Below are 25,637 nucleotides of genomic sequence, written 5' to 3' on the forward strand. Positions count from 1 at the left end.
TAATCTTATCAAGCAGGGCAGATCCTTCGGCGATCTTTTGTTTCTCAGACACCTTGAAGAGTACGTTTATGAAGTTACGAACAGTGGCTGCTTCACTGTTACTGATGCTGGCAACGACTGCCGCAAGGGCGAGTGCCGCAGATGTCGGAGCGCCTGTGCCTATTTATACCGAAGCAGAACTGATAACGCTTATTGAGCAGAATAAGCACTTACAACGTGTACGCGCTGACAACTGCCAGTTGGTGGAAGACATTGTTGCTCGTGCGACTCGGATTAGCCTGCCAGCGTATGAATTTCTGTATGGTGACATGCTGGCCTGGGGTGTCTGTGTTGAGCAAGATGTGGAACTCGGGCTCTACTACATGGAGAACGCTGCTCAGCAGGGATTGCCAGCTGCGCTGGAACAAATTGGGCGCTACTATTCTCTGGGCACTTTGGTCCAGCAGGACAAAGAACGTGCGATCCCTTATCTGCGCGAAGCTGCATCCATGGGGAATCTTAATGCGCGCATTCAACTGGCTGAGCTACTCCTGCGTGATTACGGCAGTCCTCTGGACTATGAAGACGCTTACCGCTGGTTATATAACTCGGTAACGGCAGATAAACGCCAGCACAAACGTATTACTATTTTACGAAATGGTCTTGAGCAGCGTATGCCCGAAAATATTATCGCCCGTGCGAAGCGGCGAGATACCTTCTGGTAAAATTGCTAACGATTGAGTTCATACAATAAAGCCCACCGATGTGGGCTTTGTTGTTTTTAACTATTCGGCTTTTGGCTTTAAATGACTTTATGTGGACCAAAGCACTCGTAGTGGAACTGCTCTTGTGGAACACCCAGATCGAGAAGCTGCTTGGCGACATGCTGCATAAACCCAACGGGGCCACAGAAGTAAACCTGAACATTGGTTTGCTTCAGCGCTGCTTCAATTTCTTTAAGGTTGACGAAACCAGTGAAGTGGTAATCTTCACCAAGTTTATCTTCGGTTGTCGGTTGGTTATACCAGACAAGCGCATTGACGTTATCTTGTGAACTGACAATTTGGTTCACATGCTGCTTAAAGGCATGCTGTTGACCATTTTCCGTCGCGTGTACCCAAGTCACAGGCGCTTGATGATCAGACAAGCTCTCCAGCATAGCAAGTGTTGGTGTTAAGCCAACGCCAGCAGAGATAAGCACCACTGGTGTGTCAGATTCTACGTCCATAAAGAAGTCGCCGGCAGGCGCGACCAGTTTTACTTTATCGCCAACGCTTAGCTCATCGTGTAGATAGTTGGATACTTTACCGTCTTGTTCACGTTTTACCGAGATGCGGTACGTGTTCTCTTGTGCCGCAGAAGAGAGGCTGTATTGGCGGATCTCTTGGTTATCAAACTTGTCGCTGTTGATGTAGATACCCACATATTGCCCAGGCTTATAGGCTACGACGTTGTGGCCATCTGTTGGCTTAAATACAAAACTGCAGATGTGCTCACTTTCTGCTTGTTTCGCGACAAGTTCGAACTCACGCAATCCGCGCCAGCCGCCTTCCAATGCTTCATTAGCCTGATAAATTTGCTCTTCTCTTTGAATGAATACATTAGCTAGCACGCCATAAGCTTCTGCCCATGCATCCAACACTTCCTGACCTGGATTGAACAATTCGTCAATGGTCGCCAATAGGTGTTGACCGACGATTTGATATTGGTCTGCTGTGATCAAAAAGCTGGTGTGTTTATGAGCAATTTTTTCTACCGCCCCAAGTAAAGCCGGCAAATTCTCAATATTCGCCGCGTATGCACAGATGGCGTTGAATAGCGCTTCACGTTGATCGCCATTGCGTTGGTTGCTCATGTTGAAAATGTCTTTTAACTCAGGGTTCTGAGTAAACATGCGATCATAAAAATGTGCGGTCAGTTTTGGTCCGGTTTCGGCGATAAGTGGTGCGGTTGCTTTTACGATTTCAATGGTCTGATTGCTGAGCATGGGGCTTCCTAATTTAAGTTGTATTTATAATGCATGTTTAAAGTTGTATCTCAAATGTATCTTTCAATCAAGAAAAGATTTACACTTTTCCTATTAGAGAGGATAGCAATATGCAGTTAACCAGCTTCACCGATTACGCGCTGAGAACCCTGATCTATTTGGCTTCATTGCCAAAGGATGAGTTGACAAATATCACTGAAGTGACTGATTTGTTTGGTGTATCACGTAACCATATGGTTAAGGTGATTAACCGACTAGGGCAATTGGGTTATGTACAGACGGTACGTGGTAAAAACGGTGGTATCCGACTGATGAAGCCTGCCGCTGAGATCACTGTTGGTGGTGTTGTCCGCGATTTGGAACCATTAGATTTGGTGAACTGCAGCGTAGATTTTTGCCATATCACTCCAGCCTGTCGACTCAAAGACAAGTTAGCGAAAGCCAAACGCGCTTTCTTAGCGGAGTTGGATGGCTGCACGATTGAAGAGTTACTCAAAGATAATTCTGAACTTTTGATCTTATTAGAGCGCCCATAAACTATCTTGTCTGTTTAGTGCCGATCTCGATCGTTCTTTTTTCAAAGCAATTCTGTAGCTTATCGAGAGACTCGGATATACTAGCTCTATACCTTCCTTGCTAGATAGGCGTGCCTATGTCAGACAATATTCCAAACGATCCATTCGCAGATCGTGAATCCCAGAATTACGAAAATCCAATCCCAAGCCGAGAGTTCATTATCGAATTCTTAACCCAAGCAGGCGTTCCAATGAATCGCAATGACCTGTTTGAAGCGCTAAAGCTAGAAGGCGAAGAGCAATACGAAGGGTTGCGTCGTCGTTTACGTGCGATGGAGCGAGATGGCCAACTGGTGTTCACCCGTCGTCAGTGCTACGCATTGCCTGAAAAACTTGAAATGGTGAAAGGTTACGTGATCGGTCACAAAGACGGTCACGGCTGGGTGCGTCCAGAAGGCAGCGTCGGCAAGGATAATGATATTGTACTTCCGCACCATCAGATGAAAAACATTATTCATGGTGATTATGTCCTGGTTCAGCCGACGGATAACAGTAAACGTGGTCGCCGTGAAGGCCGCTTAGTGCGTGTGCTTGAAGAGCGCAATGATCAAATCGTTGGACGCTTTTTCCTCGAATATGGTTACTCGTATGTTGTGCCTGATGATTCACGCATCAGCCAGGATATTCTGATCCCGAATGAACACAAATCAGGTGCTCGTATGGGGAACGTCGTGGTGATTGAAATCACCGATCGAGGTTCACGATCGCGCGGCATGATGGGCAAAGTGGTTGAAGTACTTGGCGAAAACATGGCGCCGGGCATGGAAACTCAAATTGCGATTCGCACCCATCAGATTCCTCATGAATGGCCAGAAGGTGTCAATCAGCAAGTCGCTAACTTTGGGGAAGAGGTTCCGGAAGAAGCCAAAGAGGGTCGTGTTGATCTGCGTAAATTACCATTGGTTACGATTGATGGAGAAGACGCACGAGACTTTGATGATGCGGTTTTCTGTGAGAAAAAGAAAAGCGGTGGTTGGCGACTTTGGGTTGCTATTGCGGACGTCAGTTATTACGTACGCCCGGATTCAGCTTTGGACAAAGAAGCGATTAACCGCGGTAACTCAGTCTACTTCCCATCTCAGGTTGTACCAATGTTACCGGAAGTACTTTCTAATGGTCTCTGTTCTCTGAACCCACAAGTAGACCGCTTGTGTATGGTGTGCGAGATGACCATCTCAGAAACGGGTAAGCTGTCCGGTTACAAGCACTACGAAGCGGTGATGAACTCACACGCCCGTCTGACTTACACCAAAGTGCATCACATTTTGGAAGGGGACGAAGAGCTACGAGATCGTTACAAAGAGCTGGTTCCGCATCTGGAAGAACTGCACCGAATGTATAAGGTTCTGAAAGGCGCGCGAGAGCAGCGTGGTGCGATTGAATTCGAAACCGTCGAAACCAAATTCATCTTCAATGCTGAGCGCAAGATTGAGAGCATTGAACCAGTGGAGCGTAACGACGCACACAAACTGATCGAAGAGTGCATGATCATGGCGAACATTGCGTCGGCGTCGCTGGTGGAAAAAGCCAAAGAGCCTGCGCTATACCGTATCCATGAAACGCCAGGGGAAGAACGCCTGATGGGCTTCCGTGACTTCCTTGCTGAGCTGGGTCTGGAGCTAGGCGGTGGTCTGGAGCCGTCACCAACCGATTACGCGCATCTGATGAGTCAGGTAGGCGATCGCCCAGATCAAGAGCTGATTCAAACCATGTTGCTGCGCTCGATGAAACAAGCGGTTTATAACGCTGACAATGCTGGTCACTTTGGACTGGCTCTGCAGCGATACGCTCACTTCACCTCGCCAATTCGTCGTTACCCGGATTTGCTGCTGCACCGAGCTATTAAATATTTGATTGCTAAACAAGAAGGCCGAAACCAAGATCGTTGGACACCAACAGGTGGGTACCATTACTCGTTTGATGACATGGACTTCTATGGCGAACAATGTTCCATGACTGAGCGTCGAGCGGATGATGCAACTCGCGATGTCGCTGACTGGTTAAAATGTGAGTACATGCAAGACCATGTTGGGGATGAGTTAGAGGGTGTGATCGCCAACGTGACCAGCTTTGGTTTCTTTGTTCGTTTAACCGAACTGCACATTGACGGTTTGGTGCATATTTCGACGTTAGCGAATGACTATTACCAGTTTGATCCGATTGGTCAAAGACTTATCGGAGAAAGCTTCGGTAATATTTATCGCTTAGGTGACGCGGTGAAAGTCAAAGTGTTGGCCGTGAACTTAAATGACAAACAAATTGACTTTGAATTGGTCGAAACAAGTCGTAAGCTACGCGGCGAAGGTAAGACCGCTAAGAAACGAGCGGCAGAAGCGAAACGCAAAGCTAAAGAGAAAAAACGCGCAGCAACACGTTCTTCATCGAAAGAAGGTGGTGCGGTGCGTGCCGTTCCTGCGATTGAACCGACCAAACGTCCGGAAGAAAGTGAAGCAGGAGGCCAGCGCAACGCTCCAAAGCGCGGTGCTCGGAATGGCGAAACGGAAGGCAAAAAGAAGCCTAAAGTAAGAAAAGCTAGCAAGAAAAAGCCACACAGTAAGCCAAAGAAAACCAAACGCTCGAAACAAGACGAGTCGTAGGCTGAATAGCCAGTCTGGTGGTTGCTGGACTGGCTAAGGCATTGATACCAACTTATGAGATTGATTCCGATTGGTGTCATCAGAACAACAGGTTAAATAATGAGTAACGATTTTATTTACGGTATTCATGCCGTGAAAGCGGTATTGGAACGTGAACCAGAACGATTTATCGAAGCGTACGTGCTGAAAGGGCGTCAAGATGATCGTTTACTGCCAATCCTGAACGATTTACAGGTATGTGGCGTTTCCATTCAGCAAATGACACGTAAGACCTTGGATGATAAAGCGCAAGGTGCGAACCACCAAGGCATCATCGCACGCGTAAAAGCCGCGAAGCAGCTGAATGAAAATGACATTGATGCGATTTTAGCTAAACATGAATCACCGCTTTTATTAGTGTTGGATGGTGTCACTGATCCACACAATCTTGGCGCGTGTCTGCGTAATGCGGATGCGGCTGGCGTTGCGGCTATTATTGTGCCAAAAGATCGCTCGGCACCAATGAACGCAACGGTAAGCAAGGTCGCGTGTGGAGCTGCTGAAGTGGTGCCATTGATCCGAGTGACCAACCTAGCTCGCACGATGCGTACGCTGCAAGAGCAAGGCATCTGGTTTGTTGGTACTGCTGGTGAAGCGACACACGATATTTACCAAGCGAAACTGACAGGACCTCTGGCGATTGTCATGGGCGCAGAAGGCGATGGTATGCGCCGCTTGACACGTGAAACCTGCGATGATTTGATTAAAATCCCAATGGCAGGTAGTGTATCAAGCCTGAATGTGTCGGTAGCGTCAGGTATCTGTTTGTTTGAAGCGGTCCGTCAGCGACTAGCCTCAAAATAGGCGCAGTACCAACTTTAAAGGTCAGTGACAATGACCAAAACTCAGGATGGGCAACCATCCTTTGTTGTTTTTAGCTCATGCGTAGGAAAGTTATGACTCAACAATCTATAAAATTCATCGCCTTTGATCTGGATGGCACTTTGCTTGATAGTGTACCTGATTTGGCCATTGCGGCTGATCAAGCCGTACAGGCACTCGGTTACCCATCGGTATCAATAGAGCAAGTTCGTGACTATGTCGGGAATGGCGCAGATGTGCTAATTGGTCGCTCACTGAGTCAAAGTCTGACCATCAATCCAGACCTGAGTGATGAGTTGCGCGCAGAAGCGCGAGAGCTGTTCGATGATTTTTATGAGCAGAGCGGTCATAAGCTGAGCCACCTTTACCCAACAGTAAAAGAGACGCTGGCAGAGTTACATCAAGCAGGCTTTACCCTTGCTGTTGTAACAAACAAACCTTCTAAGTTCGTACCGCATATCCTGGAACAACACGGCATTGCCCAATACTTTGTCGATGTGTTAGGCGGTGATGCTTTCCCTGAGAAAAAACCAAACCCAGTGGCACTGAACTGGTTAATGGAAAAACATCAGGTTCAACCGGGTGAAATGTTGATGGTCGGGGACTCGAAAAACGATATCCTTGCGGCGAAAAACGCAGGCTGTACATCATTTGGTTTAACTTACGGTTATAACCATGGTGAGCCAATTTCGGCATCAAATCCGGACTTTGTCGCAGACAAGCTGTCGGAAATATTGGAAGTTGTCGCCGTTTCTGCATAAGCGTGACAAAAAATCTTCCAAAATACTTGTTAATGAGTACACTGAGCTAACCGTGCATCAAAAAAGTGCGCGGTTTTTCATTTAATTAGATTAAGAAGTCAAAGGAATCATTCTAATGAGCAAACCCATTGTATTGAGTGGTGTTCAACCTTCAGGTGAACTAAGTATCGGTAACTACTTGGGTGCTCTACGTCAATGGCACCAGATGCAAGACGATTATGATTGCCAATATTGTGTGGTAGACCTTCATGCGATTACGGTTCGTCAGGACCCGAAAGCGCTACATGAAGCAACTCTGGATGCACTGGCAATCTGTCTGGCAGTGGGTGTTGACCCTAAGAAGAGCACGCTATTCGTTCAGTCACACGTACCAGAGCACGCTCAACTTGGTTGGCTTCTTAACTGTTACACTCAGATGGGTGAGCTGAGCCGTATGACTCAGTTTAAAGACAAATCGGCTCGTTATGCAAATGACGTAAACGTCGGCCTATTTGATTACCCAGTATTGATGGCGGCAGATATCCTGCTTTACGGTGCGCATCAAGTGCCTGTAGGTAGTGATCAGAAGCAGCACCTGGAACTTGCGCGTGATATTGCAACGCGTTTCAATAACATCTACTCGCCAGAGAGCCCAATCTTCACCGTTCCTGAGCCTTATATTCCAACCGTTAACGCGCGTGTAATGAGCCTTCAGGATGCGACGAAGAAGATGTCTAAGTCAGACGATAACCGCAAGAACGTTATCACTCTGCTTGAAGAGCCTAAATCGATCATTAAGAAGATCAATAAGGCTCAAACGGATACTGAAACGCCACCGAGCATCCGTCATGACATTGAGAATAAAGCGGGTATCGCAAACCTAATGGGCTTGTACTCAGCGGCGACGGGCATGAGCTTTGAAGAAATCGAAGCGAAGTACAAAGGCGTAGAAATGTACGGTCCGTTCAAGAAAGACGTAGGTGAAGCGGTTGTTGCTATGCTTGAGCCAATTCAGGCTGAGTACCACCGCATTCGTGCCGATCGCACTTATATGGACGAAGTGATGAAGCAAGGCGCAGAAAAAGCATCGGCTCGCGCAGCAGAAACGCTGAAGAAAGCTTACGCAGCGGTAGGTTTTGTGACTCGCCCATAACCATCGAGATACGCATTAAGTATGTTAAAAAGCTCCGTCATACGGAGCTTTTTTCTATCTTTTAGCCGTGAATAGTTTTCGCGCATCAGTTTATACGGGCTTTTTATTCAGTAAAAACTTGCCTTTCTGGTTTGGTGTTGCAAAATACCGCCCTCCATTATCACAAAAGTGTGGTTGAGACGGTAATGCCAAACGGATTGGGAGCAAGCGACACCTTATGTTGTTGATCATCGATAACTACGACTCTTTCACTTATAACCTTTATCAGTATTTTTGCGAACTTGGTGCAGAGGTAAAGGTGGTGCGCAATGACGAAATCGATCTTCAGGGAATTGAAGCACTTAATCCGACTCACTTAGTCATCTCTCCAGGTCCTTGTACGCCAAACGAAGCGGGCATTTCGTTACAGGCGATTACACACTTTGCGGGTAAGCTACCTATTCTCGGCGTGTGTTTGGGACACCAAGCGATTGCTCAGGCATTTGGTGGTAACGTGGTACGCGCGCGACAAGTCATGCATGGTAAAACCTCTCCAATACGCCACAATGGCCGCAGTGTGTTTAAAAACCTCAATAATCCTCTTACCGTGACACGCTACCATTCCCTTGTTGTGGAGAATGGGACACTGCCGGATGTGTTTGAACTAACCGCTTGGACAGAACTGGCGGACGGCAGTATGGATGAAATAATGGGTTACCAACATAAGACTTTGCCCATTGATGCGGTGCAATTTCATCCAGAATCTATCAAAACAGAGCAGGGTCATGAACTGCTGGCAAACTTTCTTGCGCGTGAGATGATCTGATCTTGATCACTTTTCTTAACAAATAATTCATCTTTCAGGCGGCGTGAGTGGATTGCAAAACTATGCGTTTTACTATTCTGCCTCATCTTATTCATTTCTTTTTTTACCTTATACCGCCTGTATTACCTGCCTTTTATAAAAAAAATCTTCGCTATTTTTGTTTCTTCATGCATAAATAATCACGAGTAGTGATTATTGGCAGTTTTGAGTCAATGTAAAAAGAATAAATCACTATTGAAATGGTTAATTGAATGTAAATACAATGCCGCGATAGCTTAAATGCAAAACATTATTTGCTGGTAAAGGGAACCGATTAAGTTCGCTTATCTGCTAAGCATGCGGTATTAAGAAGGAATGTGCGATGACAACGGAAATTAAAGTAGAGCGCGGTTTATTCGATGAGGTGATGGTACCTTGTTATAACCCAATGGAAATAATCCCGGTGAAAGGTAAAGGTTCACGTATCTGGGATCAGAAAGGTAATGAATACATCGACTTTGCTGGTGGTATTGCGGTGAGCTGTCTGGGTCATTGTCACCCTGCGATGGTGGAAGCGTTGACTGAACAAGGCAATAAGCTTTGGCATCTAAGTAACGTGATGACTAACGAGCCTGCTCTTCGTCTGGCGAAGACGCTGACAGAATTGAGCTTTGCTGAGCGTGTTTTCTTTGCTAACTCTGGTGCAGAAGCGAACGAAGCAGCATTAAAACTGGCTCGTCGCTACGCTGCGGATGTACATGGTCCTGAAAAATCAGAAATCATCGCATTCAAACAAGGCTTCCACGGCCGTACGTTCTTTACGGTAACGGTTGGCGGTCAAGAAGCTTACTCTGATGGTTTTGGTCCTAAGCCAGGTGACGTAACACACCTACCATACAACGACATTGAAGCACTTCAGGCGCACATTTCAGACCGTACCTGTGCAGTGATGATGGAACCACTACAAGGTGAAGGCGGTATCGTGCCACCAACGCCAGAATTCGCTCAAGCAGTACGTGAGCTGTGTGACAAGCACAACGCACTATTGATTTTTGATGAAGTTCAAACAGGTAACGGCCGTACAGGTCACTTCTACGCGTACCAAGGCCTTGGCATCACACCAGATATTCTAAGCACAGCGAAATCACTAGGTGGCGGTTTCCCTATTGGCGCAATGCTAACAACGGCAAAACTGGCTGAGCACCTTAAAGTTGGTACTCACGGTTCAACTTACGGTGGTAACCCACTGGCATGTGCAGTAGCCGAAGCGGTGGTAAACGAAGTAACTAAGCCTGAAACGTTGGCTGGCGTTCTTGAGCGTGAAGCAATGTTCCGTGAAGGTTTGGAAGCGATCAACGCAAAATACAACATCTTCTCAGAAGTGCGTGGTAAGGGTCTATTACTGGGTGCGGCACTGAATGACGAGTGGAAGGGCCGAGCACGTGATGTATTGGTTGCTGCGGGTAAAGAAGGCCTGCTAGTACTGATTGCAGGCGCGAACGTTGTTCGTTTCACACCATCACTGGTGATTACACCACAAGAAATTGAAGAAGGTTTGGCGAAACTGGATAAAGCGATCGCGACTTTAGTGTAAGCGATACAACAGAATAAATGTCAACGTATTTACCCCCGTTAAGGATTTCTGACGGGGGAATTTTTCCTAAAATATAGTTAGGATTCTCTTGCATCTGGAGGGAGTATTGATGCTAGTAGTTCGCCCTATCGCGATGTCGGATTATGATTCGCTGCACACTTGTGCCGTTGAATCTGGTCACGGATTTACATCTCTACCGGTTAACGAAGAACTGTTAACCAATCGAATTAAACATTCAGAGTACAGCTTTAGCAAACCGGACGTTAATGAGCCGGGTGATGAAGGCTACCTAATGGTCGGCTTTGACTCTGAAACGGGTGAAGTTGCAGGTACGACCGGAATCGAAGCATCTATTGGTTGGGATGTACCTTTCTACTCTTACCACATCAGTAAAGTGGTTCACTCATCGCCTAAATTAGGCGTAAATAATGTAGTGAAGTTGCTGACATTTGGTAATAACTACACGGGTAACAGCGAAATCTGTACTCTTTTCTTGCGTGAGAAATTCCGCCAGGGCCTGAATGGTCGCCTAATGTCTAAATGCCGTTTCTTAATGATGGCAGAGCATCCAGAGCGCTTCTCGGAAACTATTTTTGCTGAGATGCGTGGAGTCTCTGACGCAAATGGTAATTCACCATTCTGGCAATGGTTGCAAGAGCACTTCTTCTCGATTGATTTCACTCTTGCAGATTACCTGACTGGTATTGGCAAGAAAGGCTTTATCGCAGACTTAATGCCTAAGCTGCCAATCTATATCAACTTACTCAGCCCAGAAGCACAAGCGGTTATTGGTCAGGTACATGACAACACGCGTCCGGCACTGAAGTTACTGGAGCGTGAAGGTTTTACGAACCGTGGTTACGTCGATATTTTTGATGCAGGCCCAACGGTAGAGTGTGACCTGCGTAATGTGGAATCTGTGCGCCACTCGTTCCGTGCTCGCGTAAAAATCGCAGCGCATAACAGCACGCAAGACTTCCTGATGTGTAACGCATCATTCGAGAACTTCCGTGCCGCAGCAGCAAAAGCAGCGTATGACCCTGAAACACAGAGTGTTGTGCTAGCACCAGAACTTGCCGATGCACTTTTAGTCGAGGAAGGGGACTTCGTTCGCCTTCTACCGCAGTAACAGACGACAGATTTTAAGGATAGTAACAATGACACATTGGATTGCAGGTGAATGGGTACAAGGTCAGGGTGAAGAGTTTACATCACTGTCTCCATACAACCAGGAAGTGATTTGGCACGGTAAAGGTGCGACTGCTGAGCAAGTAAATCAAGCCGTAGCAGGGGCTCGCGCTGCTTTTGTTGACTGGAAAAATCGTCCATTTGCAGAGCGCGAAGCCATCGTGCTGGCTTTTGCAGATAAAGTGAAAGAAAACAGCGAAAAAATTGCTGAAGTGATCGCGAAAGAAACGGGTAAGCCAATTTGGGAAACCCGAACAGAAGCGGCGGCAATGGCAGGTAAAATCGCAATTTCAATCCGCGCTTACCATGAGCGTACCGGTGAAGCAACGCGTGAAGCTGCGGGTAACCAAATTGTTCTGCGTCATCGTCCTTTAGGTATCATGGCTGTATTTGGCCCTTACAACTTCCCTGGTCATCTACCAAATGGTCACATTGTTCCTGCTCTTTTAGCTGGTAATACTGTGGTATTCAAGCCATCAGAGCAAACGCCTTGGACGGGTGAGCTGGCGATGAAACTATGGGAAGAAGCAGGTCTGCCAAAAGGTGTGATTAACCTAGTTCAAGGTGCGAAAGAGACGGGTATTGCCCTAGCGGATGCGAAAGGCATCGACGGTGTCCTATTTACCGGTAGTGCAAACACAGGCCACATTCTGCACCGCCAATTTGCAGGTCAACCTGGCAAAATGTTAGCGCTAGAAATGGGCGGTAACAACCCAATGGTTATCTCTGATAACTACGGTGATCTAGACGCAACGGTTTACACTATCATTCAATCTGCTTTCATCAGTGCCGGTCAGCGTTGTACCTGTGCTCGTCGCCTATACGTACCATTTGGTGAAAAAGGTGATGCATTGATTACTAAGTTGGTTGAAGCGACAAACAAGATTCGCGTAGACCAACCATTTGCTGAGCCAGCACCGTTTATGGGACCACAAATTTCTGTGGCAGCGGCGAAGTTTATTTTAGATGCGCAAGCAAACCTTCAGTCTTTAGGTGGCGAGAGCCTTGTCGAAGCGAAAGCGGGTGAAGCTGCGTTTGTTTCTCCGGGCATCATTGATGTGACTAATATCGCTGAGCTGCCAGATGAAGAATACTTTGGTCCACTACTGCAAGTTGTGCGCTATGAAGGTTTGGAAAAAGCCGTGGAACTGGCAAACGATACACGTTTTGGTTTGTCTGCTGGTTTGGTTTCAACGGATGACCAAGAGTGGGAATACTTCGTTGACCACATTCGTGCAGGTATTGTAAACCGCAACCGTCAATTGACCGGTGCAAGTGGTGATGCGCCGTTTGGTGGCCCTGGTGCATCAGGTAACCTTCGTCCAAGCGCATACTACGCGGCTGACTACTGTGCTTACCCGATGGCATCAATGGAAGGTGGCGAGACACTACTTCCTGCGACATTGAGCCCAGGTGTAACGCTTTAAGTTTCAACAATAGAGCCACGACGGTGCATCGTGGCTCGCTTTGCCGACGCATCATTAAAGTATGGAGTCTTAATGAGGTCGGCATGCGAACAATTAAAAATGCGTGTGCGACGGACTGATATCTCGTCACAGGTTAGGCTGCTCGTTCATTATTCTGGACAGTGTTATAGCTGTGAACGAGCCGCCAACATTCTCACCCTACATCTCGTAACAAGGAGCCGTTATGACCCCTGATGTGTTATTTGAATCTTTATGGCAAGACTATATTCAACGTCTTTGCCCCTCTGCAGCTAAAGTTCATCAACTTCTTCAAGAAGATGAGCCTTTGATAAACGACCATATTGCTTTACGCACATTCAATGTTGAGCCTCTTGGCATTGAGACGTTAGCTAAGCCATTTTTAGCGATTGGCTATAAGGCGTGTGGTGACTATGTATTTGAAAGCAAAAAGTTGGTTGCTAAGCACTACGAGCACCCAGATCCAAAACAGCCTAAAGTGTTCATCAGTGAGCTAAAAGTAGAAGAATGTTCGCCAGAGCTACAAGCGATAGTCGCTAAGCTGGCGGCGCAAGTGGATGCGGATAAGCTCGCAGATAGCGCATTTTTACATGGCGGTCGCTTATGGGATCTCAATTTTGCAGATTACCAGACATTGGCGAAAGAGAGTGAATATGCGTCCTGGTTGGCGGCTCATGGATATGGCGCTAACCACTTCACGGTCAGCGTAAATCAACTGAACCAATATGATGAAGTGAAGCAAGTGAATGATTACTTACGCCAATCTGGATTTGTGATTAACGAGTCGGGTGGTGAAGTTAAAGGCTCTCCTGAAGTCCTGTTGGAACAGTCTTCAACCATGGCGGATAAAGTGCCGGTTTACTTTTCCGAGGGCTCTGAGATTATCCCTGGTGGTTTCTACGAGTTCGCTAAACGCTACTCAATGGAAAATGGTGAGTTATATCCGGGTTTTGTTGCCGCTTCGGCCGATAAAATCTTTGAAAGCACCAACGGTTAAGGCCATTACGCCTAATAACACATTTTCTGTACCTAAAGAAAAAGCCACCAATATTGCTATTGGTGGCTTTATTATTTTATTTGCGTTACTCGAATCAGAGATTAACGAGTACCGTAAACTACGATAGTTTTACCGTGCGCAGAGATTAGATTCTGCTCTTCTAGCATCTTCAAGATACGACCAACTGTCTCACGAGAACAGCCAACGATTTGACCGATTTCTTGACGAGTGATCTTGATCTGCATGCCATCTGGGTGAGTCATCGCGTCTGGTTGTTTTGCAAGGTTCAGAAGCGTCTGAGCGATACGACCAGTTACGTCTAGGAACGCTAGGTCACCCACTTTTTGGCTGGTTACTTGAAGGCGACGAGCCATCTGCGCAGAAAGACGCATTAGGATGTCTGGGTTTACTTGGATAAGCTGACGGAATTTCTTGAAAGAAATCTCAGCAACTTCGCAAGGAGATTTAGCTCGAACCCAAGCTGTACGCTCTTGGTCTTCCTCGAATAGACCAAGTTCACCAATAAAGTCTCCTTGGTTTAGGTAAGAAAGAATCATTTCCTTACCTTCTTCGTCTTTGATAAGAACCGCAACAGAACCTTTAACGATGTAGTACAAGGTTTCAGCTTTTTCACCAGCGTGAATCAGCGTGCTCTTTGAAGGGTACTTATGAATGTGACAGTGTGAAAGAAACCACTCTAATGTCGGGTCGGTTTGAGGTTTACCTAGAACCATAATATCTCACTTCCTCTGCAGGGTACGCTTGCGCTATCCATATTTTAGCTAAGCCTGAATCAGGGTTACTAGAATAAGAGCACTTTTTATATGCTGCAAGCTATCTTGTGTTTCGGTAAGAAATAGTATCCTTTTTCTAGGATGATTTCTTGATTTTAATCGTGCCATGGTTGCTATTTTGTACGCAAAACTGTGCACATGATCACGGTATGAAAAGTAAACACTCCGAAAGCGAGATTTTTAGCCAATTTTTCCTGTTTCTATGAGTTGTTGTAGGATAGGCCTCACAATAAGCTCCATCGCAAAACTCATTTTACCGCCTGGCACGACGATGGTGTTGTGGCGTGACATAAATGAGCCGTCAATCATGGCCAATAGGTAAGGGAAGTCGACATTCTTGATCCCACGTAGTCGGATGACCACAAAGCTTTCATCTAGGCTAGGGATGCCTTTCGCGTTGAGTGGGTTCGATGTATCCACGGTCGGTACGCGCTGAAAGTTGATATGAGTGCGCGAAAACTGGGGAGTAATAAAATTCAGATAATCATCCATCGAGCGTACGATGGAGTCCATAACGGCTTCTCGTGAATGGCCACGGTCACGCGTATCTCGGACGAATTTTTGGATCCACTCCAAGTTTACAATCGGCACCATGCCTATCAGAAAATCGACGTGTTGCGACACATTCACTTCACCATCGACCACGCCGCCATGCAGCCCTTCATAGAAGAGTACATCGCTGTTCTCTGGGAGATCTTGCCACGGTGTGAAAGTGCCTGGCATCTGGTTATAGGGTACTGCTTCATCAAAGGTGTGCAGATAGCGGCGAATGCTGCCAGTACCATTTTCGCCATACTGACGAAAAAACTTCTCCAAACCAGGAAAGTCATTGGCCTGCGGACCAAAGTAACTAATGTGTCTGCCTTGCTCGCGCGCTTTACGAATTTCGATATCCATTTCCGGGCGGGTAAAGCGATGGAAGCTGTCACCTTCAACCCAGGCTGGTTTGACGTTCATCATATTGAACATCTTACGGAAGGCTTCAGATGTAGTGGTCGTGCCGGCTCCGGATGAGCCGGTAACTGCAATAATTGGGTGTTTAGCTGACATGACAAACCTTGTCGAAAATTACTTTCCTTTAAGATGCAGTAGGCGTCTACTGCACGAGTGATAACCCACTATAGCACGTAACAACTGCTTGTCATCGGGTGGGGTTCGGTAAAATGTGAAGGGCTTGGGGAAAAGGCTTAATACTTTGCTTGTAATTGAATATCCACAGTTTCATGCAGTTCGGAATACACGATAACGGCTTCGCCTTTCTCTAACAGTGATTTCACCTGATCGATTTTATCTTGCAGAGATACCTCTACCGTGCCGTAATCTGTCCCTTCACGCAAAACAAACTCACGAATCAGGTTTTCCAGTGTCTCTGGCGCAATGCCTTGCCAAGGAATAATCATAAATACCTCAAAATTTTATGACGAGTGGATAGACTGCATTGACCTTCGTTGCAAAAAATTAGCGCGAAAGGTCAACCTCTCCTAGTCTACTGTCTCTTACGTTTCGATACAGCAGAAAGATGATCCGCAGCGATACTCTCGTAATAGGATGGCAGCACCTCTTCCAGCCAAAACTTCGGATTTAATGCCGAGCCAGAGATAAAACCAACATGGCCGCCATGTTCATACAAGCGATAGTCGATATTAGCTGGCAGGACAAATTTAGGGATAACCTCATCGGTCATAAATGGATCATCCTTGGCGTGAATGATCAGGGTCGGTAATTTGATTTGTTGCAACTTACTCAACCCAGAGCATTGCGTGTAATAGTCTTGCGCGTCTTTAAACCCGTGCAGTGGTGCCGTTATCAAATCGTCAAACTCTTGTAAGCGAGTGACGCGCTTGATCGAATTGTAAGAGAGCGCCAGTTCACCATGGAGTAAAGAGTGCTTTTGTAAGGCGTTGCGTTTGAGTGATGACAGTAAATAACGTCGATAGACTTTGGAAAACCCCTGTTCAATGCGGTTAGCGCAAGCGGCTAAATCAAGAGGCGCGGACACAATGGTTGCCGCTTTAAGTATCGGGTTATCTTGGTATTGCGCTAAGTAGTTTGCCAGCATATTTCCCCCTAAGGAAATGCCAATGGCAACTTTAGGGTTATCCGGGAATTGTCTCTCAAGATTCTCAAGGAAAAAGCGAGCGTCGGTCACTTCCCCTGAGTGGTAAGCGCGGGCTTTCTTGTTCGGTTTACCGCTACAGCCACGAAAATGCATCATCACCGAAAGCCAGCCAGATTTAGCAAATGCGTTCATTAGCCCGTTGGCATAAGGACTGTAGAAGCAGCCTTCCAAACCGTGAAACAGGATAAAAATAGGCTTGTGCTGAGCGGCTTCTTTATTTGGGTCTTCACTCCAGGCGAGATCAAGGAAATCCCCATCCGTGGTATCCAGCGTTTGCCAGACAGGGGCAAACAGCGCTTTTTTACGAATAAAGCGTGGTAGAAGGGTCTGAAGGTGTGGGTTTTTCATCCCAGCGGCTGCTAAAAATTGTGTCATACCTAACTGCTCTTATACGTCCTCCACATCCATAGGAGAACTTATTAATATAATCCTTTATAAATATTATAGGTATTTTATACCCAAATGACTTCAAGATGCAGGATTCAGAGTGTTCTCACTGGCGCAAGTTAAAGGAAAGTCGCCTAGGGGAATAGCCAGTGGTCGAAGTTACTTATCGCGATTTATGGTTGCTTGGGTGGGTGAATATTTGGCACCGGGATGGCAAAAGCTTGTTGTAAATGCTCCCCGCCTAACTGACGGCAATATCTGAGCGTGAGAGGATCACCGTCGTTTTTTATTAGGCTGAGCGCGTTGATGCAGTCGACTAAATCGGATTGTTGCTGTTTTTCTAGCTGCAGCTCAAATTGCAGAGTTTCACGATATAATGAGTCGTTGACTTGAGATTTGAGGTGGCGTCGCAGGTCGCGAAAAGAGTGTAGCAAGGTCTCACTTCGACCTAGACAGCTTTGAACTAAATGCCAGTCTTTTTCTTGAAAAATGAGCTGCTGCTCGTCGAGCCATCGGAGCAGCAGTAGTAGATTTACGTTGCCGTGATAATTGTTTTGTAATGACAAGCACGCTTCTTTTACTTCCCGCACACCGTAAAACTGCAAACTGAATTGCCATAGGTGCTCTAAGGTGAGGGTGTATTCTGCGTGCTTATTTGTCATTGATTAAACTCTAGCTCCATCTGCTCTAACTCTTCTTGAGCAGACATCCATTCCATCTCAACTTCTTCTAGCTCGGATTTGCTCGATGATTGAAGCGCCAACACTTCATTTAGTTTAGCCTTATTTTCGGCTTCATACAGTGTGTTATCCGCCAATTGCTCTTCTGCTTTTGCTAGTGCTGCTCCCAACTTATCCATTTTATTTTCTAATTGTGTCAGGGTTTTGCGAATTGGTGCCGTTTGTTTACGAAATTCGGCGTCGCGGCGTTTCTGCTCTTTTTTCGCTGCGGCACTGTTGGCGGTGTCTTTTTCTGGTTGCGATGCCTGCGCCTCTTTACGTTCAACTCTTTGTTGCTCTGTTAGCCATTTGTAGTAGTCATTTAAGTCACCATCAAATGGCGCCACTTGGCGGTCATGAACAAGATATAAGTCATCTGTTGTTGCACGTAATAGGTAGCGGTCGTGCGAAACTATCACCATCGCGCCTTCGAACGTTTGCAACGCCATCGTTAATGCTTGACGCATGTCTAAATCTAGGTGGTTGGTTGGCTCATCGAGTAGTAATAGGTTTGGTTTCTGCCAAACAATCAATGCCAAAACCAAACGTGCTTTTTCACCACCAGAGAACGGCGCCACTTTCTCCAGTGCTTTATCGCCTTGGAAGCCAAAACTACCTAGGTAATCACGCAGCTGTTGCTCGGTTTGGTCCTGTGCAATTTGCATCATGTGCTGTAGTGGCGTTTCTTCAGGGTGCAGAGTTTCAAGCTGGTGCTGAGCGAAGTAGCCAATTTTCACACCTTGTGAGTAGGTCAGGTCGCCGCCTTGCGCTTCGAGCTCGCCAGAAAGCAGTTTGATCAGTGTTGATTTACCCGCGCCGTTACGACCGAGCAAACCTATGCGGCTACCGGGAACGAGGTTTAGGCGGATTTTCTCCAGAATCAAGTTGTCATCGTAGCCAGCCGAGACGTCATCCATCATCATGATTGGATTCGGCAAGGCGGCAGGTTGACGGAATTCAAAGCTGAATGGGTTATCAAACTGTGCCGGCAACACTTTCTCCATGCGTTCCAGTGCTTTAATACGGCTTTGCGCCTGACGCGCTTTAGATGCTTTGTAGCGGAAGCGATCGATGTAGCTTTGCATGTGCGACATCTGCTTTTTCTGCTTCTCGAACATCGCTTGCTGCAGGAGCATTTTTTGCGCACGCTGATTTTCGAATGAGGAGTAGTTCCCCGTGTATTCATTTAGCTGCTGGTTTTCGATATGAATGATGCGGCCAACGATCGGATCAAGGAAATCACGGTCGTGCGAGATCAGAATCAGTGTGCCCGGGTAGTTTTGTAGCCAGCGCTCCAGCCACATTACCGCATCCAAATCTAAGTGGTTGGTTGGCTCATCAAGCAACAGTAAGTCTGAGCGACAAAGCAGCGCTTGAGCCAGGTTAAGGCGCATACGCCAACCACCGGAAAATTGAGTCAAACTCCAGCTCATCTGTTTCTGGCTGAACCCTAAGCCATCAAGCAACTCTGCTGCACGGGCGCGAATGCTGTAACCACCAATGGTTTCGATTTTACCGTGAATTTCAGCGACCAGAGTCCCGTTGTCTTGTTCTTCAGCCGCTGCGAGTTGCTTTTCAAGACCACGAAATTCACGGTCACCATCAATGACATACTCTAATGCACTACGTTCCAGTGCGGGGGTTTCTTGTGCTACCCATGCCAGTTCCCAGTGCTGTGGTTGGCTGAATGAGCCAGCATCAATGGACAGTTCGTCTTTTAGCAAAGCAAACAAGGTGGACTTACCACAGCCGTTTTTGCCAACTAAGCCTACTTTATCTCCGGGATGGATAGTCGCAGAAGCTTGATCTAAAAGAGGTTTACCGCCACGCAGTAACTGAATATCAGAAAAGGTAATCATAGAGTTGTCATTCACTTTGCGCCGTGCGCGTTGCTTTGTCACTAAGGTAGTTATCTAGCGGTGAATAGTAGGGGTATTGGCGCTAAAAGTCGATCTCTGAGCACGAATTGCATTCTGCTGCACAAAAACGTATAACAATTTGATAACGGATAAAAATGAACACAAGGACGACCATTTGGCTGTAACACCGTCTATTCCCCCCAAGGTTCTGGTTATCTATGCTCACCCAGAACCCTATAACTCCATTGCCAATCAAGTGATGATAAAGAGAATTCAATCACTTGATCATGTAACTGTGCACGATCTGTATGGAGCTTATCCAGATTTCTTTATTGATATTAGCCACGAACATGAGCTGCTGATGGCGCATGATGTGATCGTATTCCATCATCCTCTCTATATGTACTCTTGTCCTGCTCTGTTAAAAGAGTGGTTGGATCGTGTGCTTGGTAAAGGTTTCGCGTTCGGCGATGGCTGCGCTCTAAAAGGGAAACATTGGCGTAGTGTGATCACTACTGGAGGCAAAGAAGCTGCGTTCAGTACCAAGGGTTACAACAAATACCCATTAGAGCAGATTCTTCAGCCATTTGAATTAACTGCGGCACTGTGTCAAATGCATTGGCTGGAACCAATGGTTCTATACTGGTCTCGGAATGTCTCTGATATAGAGCGTTATGAGCATGCGGAGCAGTATCGTCGATGGTTGGTCGATCCTTTGAAAAACTGGAACGCAGCAAACGAACAGGGAGTTCAGCATGGCAGTCACCAGTGAGTTTCTTCAAAGCAGTGTGGTGTTCCTTTCCGCTGCTGTTATCGCCGTACCACTCGCTCAGCGATTTGGGTTGGGAGCGGTACTGGGCTACCTATTAGCAGGCGTTTTGATTGGTCCATGGGGGCTGGGGCTGATAAGCGATGTGGATGCAATTTTGCATTTTGCAGAGCTAGGGGTCGTACTCTTACTCTTCTTGATAGGCCTCGAGTTGAACCCCAAAAAGTTGTGGCAGATGCGAGGGCCGATTTTAGGTCTGGGTGGCGCTCAGGTTGTGGTAAGCACGTTCGTGATTGGCAGCATTGTCAGTTTGTTCGGGCTGAGTATGCAAGTGAGTCTGGTTATTGGTATGGGACTGGCGTTGTCTTCAACCGCTATTGCTCTGAGAGTGATTGAAGAGCAGGGACTGAACGGCACTGAAACCGGGCAGTCAGGCTTTGCGGTACTTCTGTTTCAGGATATTGCTGTGATACCAATGCTGGCCGTATTACCGCTGTTAGCGGGTGGACAAACCGGTGGGAATTGGTTGGATGTATTAACGGTTCTCGGCAGTGTCATTGCGTTACTGATAGGTGGTCACTTCTTGCTACGTCCTCTGTTTCGCTTTGTCGTTATGAATGGGGGGCGCGAGTTATTTACCGTTGCTTCTTTGTTGGTGGTTCTGGGGATTGCGGTTGTGATGCAGAATCTGGGGTTATCCATGGCACTTGGTACCTTTCTAGCGGGAGTACTGCTTGCGGAAAGTGAGTACCGTCATGAGTTAGAAATCGCTATCGAGCCGTTTAAAGGATTGCTTTTAGGGCTGTTTTTTATCGCCGTAGGCATGTCCGTGAACCTTGGTTTGTTAGTTCTGCTACCACTAGAAATTCTGGCTACCGTTGTGGCATTGGTTACGGCCAAGGGGCTGGTGCTTTATGTATTGGCGCGAGCTGCTCGTGTTCGGCCAAAAGCGCGTAGTCGTATGGCTGCAATCCTAAGCCAAGGCGGTGAGTTTGCATTCGTCATTTTCACTGCTGCGAGCCAAGAAGGCATCTTAACCCAAGATCAGGTTGCTTTTTTGTTGGTCGTGGTCAGCTTATCAATGGTGACAACGCCTCTATTGTTGATGGGACAAAAGAAGTGGTTTGCGCATACGCTTAACCAAGAAGAGGAGAGCGTCACCAGTAACGTGGTTGATCGCCGCCCACGGGTTATCATCGCAGGATTTGGTCGCTTTGGTCAGGTAGTCGGGCGCTTGATGTATGCCAACAAAATTAAATTGACGGTATTAGAAAGTGATGCAAGCCAGATTCACTTGTTGCGTAAATATGGCTACAAAGTGTTTTATGGTGATGCAACTCAGATCGATTTATTGCGCGCGGCGGGAGCTGATAAAGCGGAAGCATTGGTAATCTGTACTGATTCGCCAGACGAAGTCATGGCAATAGTTGATATCTGCCGGGAACATTTTCCTAAGCTTAAATTACTCGCGCGAGCCCGTAGCCGAGTTGAAGCTTACCAACTGATGAGTCATGGCGTACAAAACTACTCGCGTGAAACCTTCTTAGGTGCACTTGATCTTGGTCGTCAGACGCTTGTAGAGCTCGGTATGCATCCATATCAAGCAAAGCGGGCAGAAGCACATTTTCGTAAGTTAGATAATGCTATGCTTAAAGACTTGCTGCCTCAACACAGTGAAGATAAGAAACTCGCTCAAAGAGCGAAAGAGGCTCGAAAAGAGCTGGAAGAAATATTTGGTCGTGAAATGGAAAGCGATCATCAGTCGCCTAACCATTGGAAGTAGTACTTGAACTTAGGTTCAAGATAAGGAAATAGCGTGAAAATTAAAAAACGTTTTATTGCCGGTGCAAATTGTCCACAGTGCAGCCAGCAAGATACCCTACGCTGGTGGATAGAGAACAACATTGAATTGGTAGAGTGCGTTGAGTGTGATTATACAGAGCAGCGTAAACCGCAATCTGTAGAGAAAAATAAACACTCAGAGCAGGAAATGATCGGGATTTTTAAGCCGGAATAATTGAAACTCAAATATAGATCCCCATAATACACTTTATCAACTCAGTACTTAACCCCGTTCAGGTTAAGTCAATTAATCTCTCTGGAGTTAGCATGAAAATCGAAAAGAACGTTGTTGCAAGCCTTGCATACAAAGTAATGTTGGAAGACGGTGTTGTTGTTGATCAATCAACAACTGAAGCACCTCTTGATTACCTTCACGGTCACAACAACCTAATCACAGGTCTTGAAAAAGAACTTGAAGGCAAAGTGGCAGGCGACAAGTTCTCTGCAACTGTAGCTCCTGAAGATGCTTACGGCGAGCACAACGACGCGCTTGTTCAACGCGTTCCTGCAGAAGTGTTCCAGGGTGTTGACCAAATCGAAGTGGGTATGCGTTTCCTAGCGGATACTGATCAAGGTCCAATCCCTGTAGAAGTAACAGAAGTAGACGGTGAAGAAGTGGTTGTTGATGGTAACCACATGCTTGCTGGTCAAACACTGACGTTTGAAGTTGAAGTAGTAGCAACTCGTGAAGCAACTGCAGATGAGATCGAACACGGTCACATTCACCAAGAAGGTGGCAGCTGTGGTCATGATCACGGTCACGACCACGATCACGATCATGAAGGTGGTTGTTGTGGTGGCGGTAGCTGCGGTTCTAACTAATCGCAGTTAACACTTTCTAGATTCTGAATTTAAAAGCGCAAGTTGAACCTCAACTTGCGCTTTTTGTTTATCTGAGGTTTAGTGCTGAATAGTTAATTCAGTTGTTGGTAACGTTATGAACAAACCATTCTCCATCGCCATTCACGGTGGCGCTGGCACAATATTGCGTGAACAAATGAGTGATTCACTGCACCAGGCTATTTCGACGGATTTAGAAGCGGCGGCAAAAGCGGGTTATCAGGTTTTGGCGAACGGCGGAGCGTCACTTGATGCGGTTGTTGCAGCAGTAAAGGTGCTGGAAGACTCCCCTCACTTTAATGCTGGTAAAGGATCCGTGTTAACACACAATGAAATGGTTGAGATGGACGCTTCGATCATGGATGGCAGCAATCTGGCTGCTGGTGCAGTGGCGGGAGTAAGGCATATAAAAAACCCTATTGAGCTGGCGCGAGATGTGATGCAAAAGAGCGATCATGTTTTGCTGGTTGGCGAAGGGGCAGAAACCTTCGCCTTTGAAAATGGACACCCATATACCGAACAAGATTATTTCTTTACTGATCGACGTTACGAACAGCTGATCTCGATGCGAGAGAAAGGGGAGTTTGCGCTTTCTGAGTCTCGTTATCCGGATGATCGTAAACACGGGACGGTAGGTGCGGTTGCTTTGGATCAGCATGGTAACTTAGCCGCGGCGACCAGCACTGGTGGAGTGACGAACAAAAATTACGGACGGATTGGTGATTCAGCTTTGATCGGTTGTGGAACTGTGGCTGAAAACGGTGTGGTTGCCGTTTCTACGACGGGCATGGGCGAGTTCTTTATCCGTAAACGCGTCGCAGAAGATGTGGCGGCTCGGATACGCTATCTCAAAGAAGATGTACATACCGCGTGTGAAGCAGTGATTCAAGGCGATCTGAAAGCCATGGGCGGGGAAGGTGGTTTGATTGCTGTCGATGCGGAGGGAGAGCTGCATTTTGCGATGAATAGCTCCGGCATGTACCGCGCGGGCATCAACACTCAAGGCGAGTTGAGTGTAAAAATCTATGCGGATGAATAGCTTCTGAAATAGAGTACAAAAACAAAGCCCAGCTTATTGCCGGGCTTTGTTTCTTCTTTCGAACCACACATTAGTAGTGTGGTGGTGGTGGCTCATTGGCTGGATCTTCCACGTTCGAGGAATCCATATTTTTCACTTTGCCCACCACGTATTTCATCTGATCTTGCATTTTAGTAATCAGCAATTGTTGCTGAGATAAAGCTTGGTTCAGATCTTCAATCGTCTGTTCTTGGAACGCAGCCTGACACTCAAGGTCATTAATGCGCGCTTCCAGTTGCTGAATAAGTTTTTCTGTCATGATCCGTTCTCTAACTGCCAAGCTTGGGCGATACCTGCAGAAGTGGCAGTAATTACACGTTGTTTGGAATCAAAGGCTGCATCATACACGACCGCACGAGGAGGGCGAGTATCTTTTTTCGGCTCCACTTCAAATCCATCGACTCGCTTGCCGCTTTGAGTATCCCATACGGACACGCGGCCAGATGGGCTTCCAGTAACCAGCTGCGAGCCGTCATCAGAGAACCTTGCGCTGGAGAATATCAGTTGACGAGACCAACTGCTCAACTCCGACACTTTTTCTCCTGTCTCTAAATTCCAGATAATGGCTTGGTTGCCGCCATCAGAGCTCATCGCCAGTTTCCCATCTCGTTGCAAAGCAACCCGAACCACTCGTTGTTCATGCTCAAAAGTTCGCAGAACCTGACCGGACTCGGTATCCCAGAGAAAGGCTTTATAGTCATTACCACCCGTTAGCGCAAAGCGGCCATTGGGGGATATGGCAACTGTGTTGACTTTTTCTTGATGAGCAAGGAACTCAAGACGACGCCCGGTGACTAAGTTGACATAAATCGCTTTACCGTTTGAAAGGCCAAGCAACACTTGCTCGCCGTTACTTGTGATAGCAACGTCGCGAATCAAAGCGTCTGAAATCGACCATAGGCCTTTGGCTTGTGTCCAGCCTAGATCCCAGACCGCAAAGTTCATCTGACCTGCGGTCACTGCATAACGACCGTTGTCTGAGATGCGAATATGGGATACGACATTGGCATCAGGATCGAGTTCACCCAGCTTCGCTAATTGTTCATTTTGCTCAAGATCCCATAATACTAAGTGATCGACTTGAGAGTAGAGTAGGGCGAATCGGCCATCTCGGCTAAGAGCAAAACTGGTCGACCCTTGTGGTTCAAGGGGCCAACGTTGCACTTCATGCTCGGTAAAAAAGCAACCATTTAACGTGGTGATGACAATTAAATATAGGAATAAATGAGAAATTCTTTGCATCACATCTAATAATCCGGTTTGTGTCTTAAGACATATAGCTAGTATATTGGTATAACGATTGTCTTCACTAGTCTCATAGAAGAATTGT

At 46.8% G+C, this 25,637-nt stretch carries 25 protein-coding genes; 16 read left to right on the forward strand and 9 right to left on the reverse strand.

The annotated features are described in order from the left end of the window. Positions 1-68 precede the first annotated feature (68 nt). The gene (locus L3V31_RS18330) at positions 69-704 is read left to right on the forward strand and encodes a tetratricopeptide repeat protein (protein WP_237318116.1); all 636 of its coding nucleotides are present in this window, start codon (positions 69-71) and stop codon (positions 702-704) included. A gap of 77 nt (positions 705-781) precedes the next feature. Here the strand turns inward: L3V31_RS18330 and hmpA are convergent, their stop codons facing one another. Further along, the gene (hmpA, locus tag L3V31_RS18335; protein ID WP_237318118.1) at positions 782-1,966 is read right to left on the reverse strand and encodes an NO-inducible flavohemoprotein; all 1,185 of its coding nucleotides are present in this window, start codon (positions 1,964-1,966) and stop codon (positions 782-784) included. Between the two features lie 110 nt (positions 1,967-2,076). On the opposite strand from hmpA, the gene nsrR reads away from it, so the two are divergent. The 10 genes from nsrR to L3V31_RS18385 all read left to right on the forward strand — a co-directional run bounded on the left by nsrR (position 2,077) and on the right by L3V31_RS18385 (position 13,900). Continuing rightward, positions 2,077-2,502 (forward strand): nitric oxide-sensing transcriptional repressor NsrR, encoded by a 426-nt coding sequence (gene nsrR / locus L3V31_RS18340; protein ID WP_237318121.1) that lies wholly within the window; start codon positions 2,077-2,079, stop codon positions 2,500-2,502. 116 nt (positions 2,503-2,618) lie between these two features. Further along, positions 2,619-5,138: a ribonuclease R gene (gene rnr, locus L3V31_RS18345; RefSeq protein ID WP_237318123.1), complete on the forward strand. Its 2,520-nt coding sequence runs from the start codon at positions 2,619-2,621 to the stop codon at positions 5,136-5,138. 99 nt (positions 5,139-5,237) lie between these two features. Further along, a complete protein-coding gene (gene rlmB / locus L3V31_RS18350; protein WP_237318125.1) occupies positions 5,238-5,981 on the forward strand; it encodes a 23S rRNA (guanosine(2251)-2'-O)-methyltransferase RlmB in 744 nt (247 codons plus the stop codon). Positions 5,982-6,073: 92 nt separating this feature from the next. Continuing rightward, complete coding sequence (locus tag L3V31_RS18355) at positions 6,074-6,760, forward strand: phosphoglycolate phosphatase (RefSeq protein ID WP_237318127.1); 687 nt, start codon at positions 6,074-6,076, stop codon at positions 6,758-6,760. A 115-nt stretch (positions 6,761-6,875) separates the two neighbouring features. Next, on the forward strand, positions 6,876-7,892 hold the full coding sequence (trpS, locus tag L3V31_RS18360; RefSeq protein ID WP_237318129.1) for a tryptophan--tRNA ligase: 1,017 nt from the start codon (positions 6,876-6,878) through the stop codon (positions 7,890-7,892). A gap of 217 nt (positions 7,893-8,109) precedes the next feature. Further along, entirely contained in the window at positions 8,110-8,697 is a 588-nt protein-coding gene (locus L3V31_RS18365; protein WP_237318131.1) for an aminodeoxychorismate/anthranilate synthase component II, read from the forward strand. Between the two features lie 361 nt (positions 8,698-9,058). Further along, positions 9,059-10,270, forward strand: coding sequence for an aspartate aminotransferase family protein (locus L3V31_RS18370; protein WP_237318133.1), 1,212 nt, complete (start codon positions 9,059-9,061; stop codon positions 10,268-10,270). A 109-nt stretch (positions 10,271-10,379) separates the two neighbouring features. Beyond that, complete coding sequence (gene astA / locus L3V31_RS18375) at positions 10,380-11,399, forward strand: arginine N-succinyltransferase (protein ID WP_237318135.1); 1,020 nt, start codon at positions 10,380-10,382, stop codon at positions 11,397-11,399. A 28-nt stretch (positions 11,400-11,427) separates the two neighbouring features. After that, on the forward strand, positions 11,428-12,885 hold the full coding sequence (astD, locus tag L3V31_RS18380; RefSeq protein WP_237318137.1) for a succinylglutamate-semialdehyde dehydrogenase: 1,458 nt from the start codon (positions 11,428-11,430) through the stop codon (positions 12,883-12,885). Positions 12,886-13,108: 223 nt separating this feature from the next. Continuing rightward, positions 13,109-13,900: a DUF1338 domain-containing protein gene (locus L3V31_RS18385; RefSeq protein WP_237318140.1), complete on the forward strand. Its 792-nt coding sequence runs from the start codon at positions 13,109-13,111 to the stop codon at positions 13,898-13,900. A 101-nt stretch (positions 13,901-14,001) separates the two neighbouring features. Here L3V31_RS18385 and crp read toward each other — a convergent pair whose 3' ends face one another. The 6 genes from crp to L3V31_RS18415 form a co-directional block, all read right to left on the reverse strand. Next, entirely contained in the window at positions 14,002-14,634 is a 633-nt protein-coding gene (crp, locus tag L3V31_RS18390) for a cAMP-activated global transcriptional regulator CRP (RefSeq protein WP_005381432.1), read from the reverse strand. A 240-nt stretch (positions 14,635-14,874) separates the two neighbouring features. After that, positions 14,875-15,744, reverse strand: coding sequence for a phosphoribulokinase (locus tag L3V31_RS18395; protein ID WP_237318142.1), 870 nt, complete (start codon positions 15,742-15,744; stop codon positions 14,875-14,877). Between the two features lie 137 nt (positions 15,745-15,881). Continuing rightward, positions 15,882-16,094 (reverse strand): YheU family protein, encoded by a 213-nt coding sequence (locus L3V31_RS18400; protein WP_237318144.1) that lies wholly within the window; start codon positions 16,092-16,094, stop codon positions 15,882-15,884. An 86-nt stretch (positions 16,095-16,180) separates the two neighbouring features. After that, positions 16,181-17,188, reverse strand: a complete 1,008-nt coding sequence (locus tag L3V31_RS18405; RefSeq protein ID WP_237318145.1) for a hydrolase — start codon at positions 17,186-17,188, stop codon at positions 16,181-16,183. Between the two features lie 185 nt (positions 17,189-17,373). Further along, the gene (locus L3V31_RS18410; protein ID WP_237318147.1) at positions 17,374-17,862 is read right to left on the reverse strand and encodes a TIGR02444 family protein; all 489 of its coding nucleotides are present in this window, start codon (positions 17,860-17,862) and stop codon (positions 17,374-17,376) included. Then, positions 17,859-19,778, reverse strand: coding sequence for an ABC transporter ATP-binding protein (locus L3V31_RS18415; protein WP_237318149.1), 1,920 nt, complete (start codon positions 19,776-19,778; stop codon positions 17,859-17,861). Before L3V31_RS18415 ends, L3V31_RS18410 begins: the two co-directional genes overlap by 4 nt. A gap of 175 nt (positions 19,779-19,953) precedes the next feature. Here L3V31_RS18415 and kefG point away from each other — a divergent pair, with 175 nt between their 5' ends. From kefG to L3V31_RS18440, 5 genes are all read left to right on the forward strand, one after another. After that, positions 19,954-20,550, forward strand: a complete 597-nt coding sequence (gene kefG / locus L3V31_RS18420; protein ID WP_237318151.1) for a glutathione-regulated potassium-efflux system ancillary protein KefG — start codon at positions 19,954-19,956, stop codon at positions 20,548-20,550. Further along, the gene (gene kefB, locus L3V31_RS18425) at positions 20,534-22,330 is read left to right on the forward strand and encodes a glutathione-regulated potassium-efflux system protein KefB (RefSeq protein ID WP_237318153.1); all 1,797 of its coding nucleotides are present in this window, start codon (positions 20,534-20,536) and stop codon (positions 22,328-22,330) included. Before kefG ends, kefB begins: the two co-directional genes overlap by 17 nt. Positions 22,331-22,363: 33 nt before the next feature. After that, a complete protein-coding gene (locus L3V31_RS18430) occupies positions 22,364-22,564 on the forward strand; it encodes a YheV family putative zinc ribbon protein (RefSeq protein ID WP_237318154.1) in 201 nt (66 codons plus the stop codon). 92 nt (positions 22,565-22,656) lie between these two features. Continuing rightward, positions 22,657-23,211 carry a peptidylprolyl isomerase gene (slyD, locus tag L3V31_RS18435; protein WP_237318156.1) on the forward strand — a complete coding sequence of 185 codons (555 nt, stop codon included), beginning with the start codon at positions 22,657-22,659 and terminating at the stop codon, positions 23,209-23,211. A 115-nt stretch (positions 23,212-23,326) separates the two neighbouring features. Further along, positions 23,327-24,268 (forward strand): isoaspartyl peptidase/L-asparaginase, encoded by a 942-nt coding sequence (locus L3V31_RS18440; RefSeq protein WP_237318158.1) that lies wholly within the window; start codon positions 23,327-23,329, stop codon positions 24,266-24,268. A gap of 70 nt (positions 24,269-24,338) precedes the next feature. Here the strand turns inward: L3V31_RS18440 and L3V31_RS18445 are convergent, their stop codons facing one another. Together L3V31_RS18445 and L3V31_RS18450 are read right to left on the reverse strand one after the other, a co-directional pair. Then, on the reverse strand, positions 24,339-24,566 hold the full coding sequence (locus tag L3V31_RS18445) for a SlyX family protein (protein ID WP_237318160.1): 228 nt from the start codon (positions 24,564-24,566) through the stop codon (positions 24,339-24,341). Next, positions 24,563-25,549: a hypothetical protein gene (locus L3V31_RS18450; protein ID WP_237318179.1), complete on the reverse strand. Its 987-nt coding sequence runs from the start codon at positions 25,547-25,549 to the stop codon at positions 24,563-24,565. Before L3V31_RS18450 ends, L3V31_RS18445 begins: the two co-directional genes overlap by 4 nt. Positions 25,550-25,637 lie beyond the last annotated feature (88 nt).

This window comes from Vibrio sp. J1-1 (assembly GCF_021728395.1).
In the GTDB taxonomy this organism is placed as follows: Bacteria; Pseudomonadota; Gammaproteobacteria; order Enterobacterales; family Vibrionaceae; genus Vibrio.

Bases quoted from the DNA above. Each gene is read 5' to 3' on its own strand.
- nsrR (WP_237318121.1), top strand. From the start codon at position 2,077: ATGCAGTTAACCAGCTTCACCGATTACGCGCTGAGAACCCTGATCTAT.
- L3V31_RS18370 (WP_237318133.1), top strand. From the start codon at position 9,059: ATGACAACGGAAATTAAAGTAGAGCGCGGTTTATTCGATGAGGTGATG.
- L3V31_RS18410 (WP_237318147.1), bottom strand. From the start codon at position 17,862: ATGACAAATAAGCACGCAGAATACACCCTCACCTTAGAGCACCTATGG.
- L3V31_RS18440 (WP_237318158.1), top strand. From the start codon at position 23,327: ATGAACAAACCATTCTCCATCGCCATTCACGGTGGCGCTGGCACAATA.
- L3V31_RS18365 (WP_237318131.1), top strand. From the start codon at position 8,110: ATGTTGTTGATCATCGATAACTACGACTCTTTCACTTATAACCTTTAT.
- kefB (WP_237318153.1), top strand. From the start codon at position 20,534: ATGGCAGTCACCAGTGAGTTTCTTCAAAGCAGTGTGGTGTTCCTTTCC.
- crp (WP_005381432.1), bottom strand. From the start codon at position 14,634: ATGGTTCTAGGTAAACCTCAAACCGACCCGACATTAGAGTGGTTTCTT.
- L3V31_RS18450 (WP_237318179.1), bottom strand. From the start codon at position 25,549: ATGCAAAGAATTTCTCATTTATTCCTATATTTAATTGTCATCACCACG.
- trpS (WP_237318129.1), top strand. From the start codon at position 6,876: ATGAGCAAACCCATTGTATTGAGTGGTGTTCAACCTTCAGGTGAACTA.
- L3V31_RS18445 (WP_237318160.1), bottom strand. From the start codon at position 24,566: ATGACAGAAAAACTTATTCAGCAACTGGAAGCGCGCATTAATGACCTT.
- rnr (WP_237318123.1), top strand. From the start codon at position 2,619: ATGTCAGACAATATTCCAAACGATCCATTCGCAGATCGTGAATCCCAG.
- L3V31_RS18395 (WP_237318142.1), bottom strand. From the start codon at position 15,744: ATGTCAGCTAAACACCCAATTATTGCAGTTACCGGCTCATCCGGAGCC.
- L3V31_RS18405 (WP_237318145.1), bottom strand. From the start codon at position 17,188: ATGACACAATTTTTAGCAGCCGCTGGGATGAAAAACCCACACCTTCAG.
- astD (WP_237318137.1), top strand. From the start codon at position 11,428: ATGACACATTGGATTGCAGGTGAATGGGTACAAGGTCAGGGTGAAGAG.
- rlmB (WP_237318125.1), top strand. From the start codon at position 5,238: ATGAGTAACGATTTTATTTACGGTATTCATGCCGTGAAAGCGGTATTG.
- L3V31_RS18330 (WP_237318116.1), top strand. From the start codon at position 69: ATGAAGTTACGAACAGTGGCTGCTTCACTGTTACTGATGCTGGCAACG.
- hmpA (WP_237318118.1), bottom strand. From the start codon at position 1,966: ATGCTCAGCAATCAGACCATTGAAATCGTAAAAGCAACCGCACCACTT.
- astA (WP_237318135.1), top strand. From the start codon at position 10,380: ATGCTAGTAGTTCGCCCTATCGCGATGTCGGATTATGATTCGCTGCAC.
- slyD (WP_237318156.1), top strand. From the start codon at position 22,657: ATGAAAATCGAAAAGAACGTTGTTGCAAGCCTTGCATACAAAGTAATG.
- L3V31_RS18415 (WP_237318149.1), bottom strand. From the start codon at position 19,778: ATGATTACCTTTTCTGATATTCAGTTACTGCGTGGCGGTAAACCTCTT.
- L3V31_RS18385 (WP_237318140.1), top strand. From the start codon at position 13,109: ATGACCCCTGATGTGTTATTTGAATCTTTATGGCAAGACTATATTCAA.
- L3V31_RS18400 (WP_237318144.1), bottom strand. From the start codon at position 16,094: ATGATTATTCCTTGGCAAGGCATTGCGCCAGAGACACTGGAAAACCTG.
- L3V31_RS18355 (WP_237318127.1), top strand. From the start codon at position 6,074: ATGACTCAACAATCTATAAAATTCATCGCCTTTGATCTGGATGGCACT.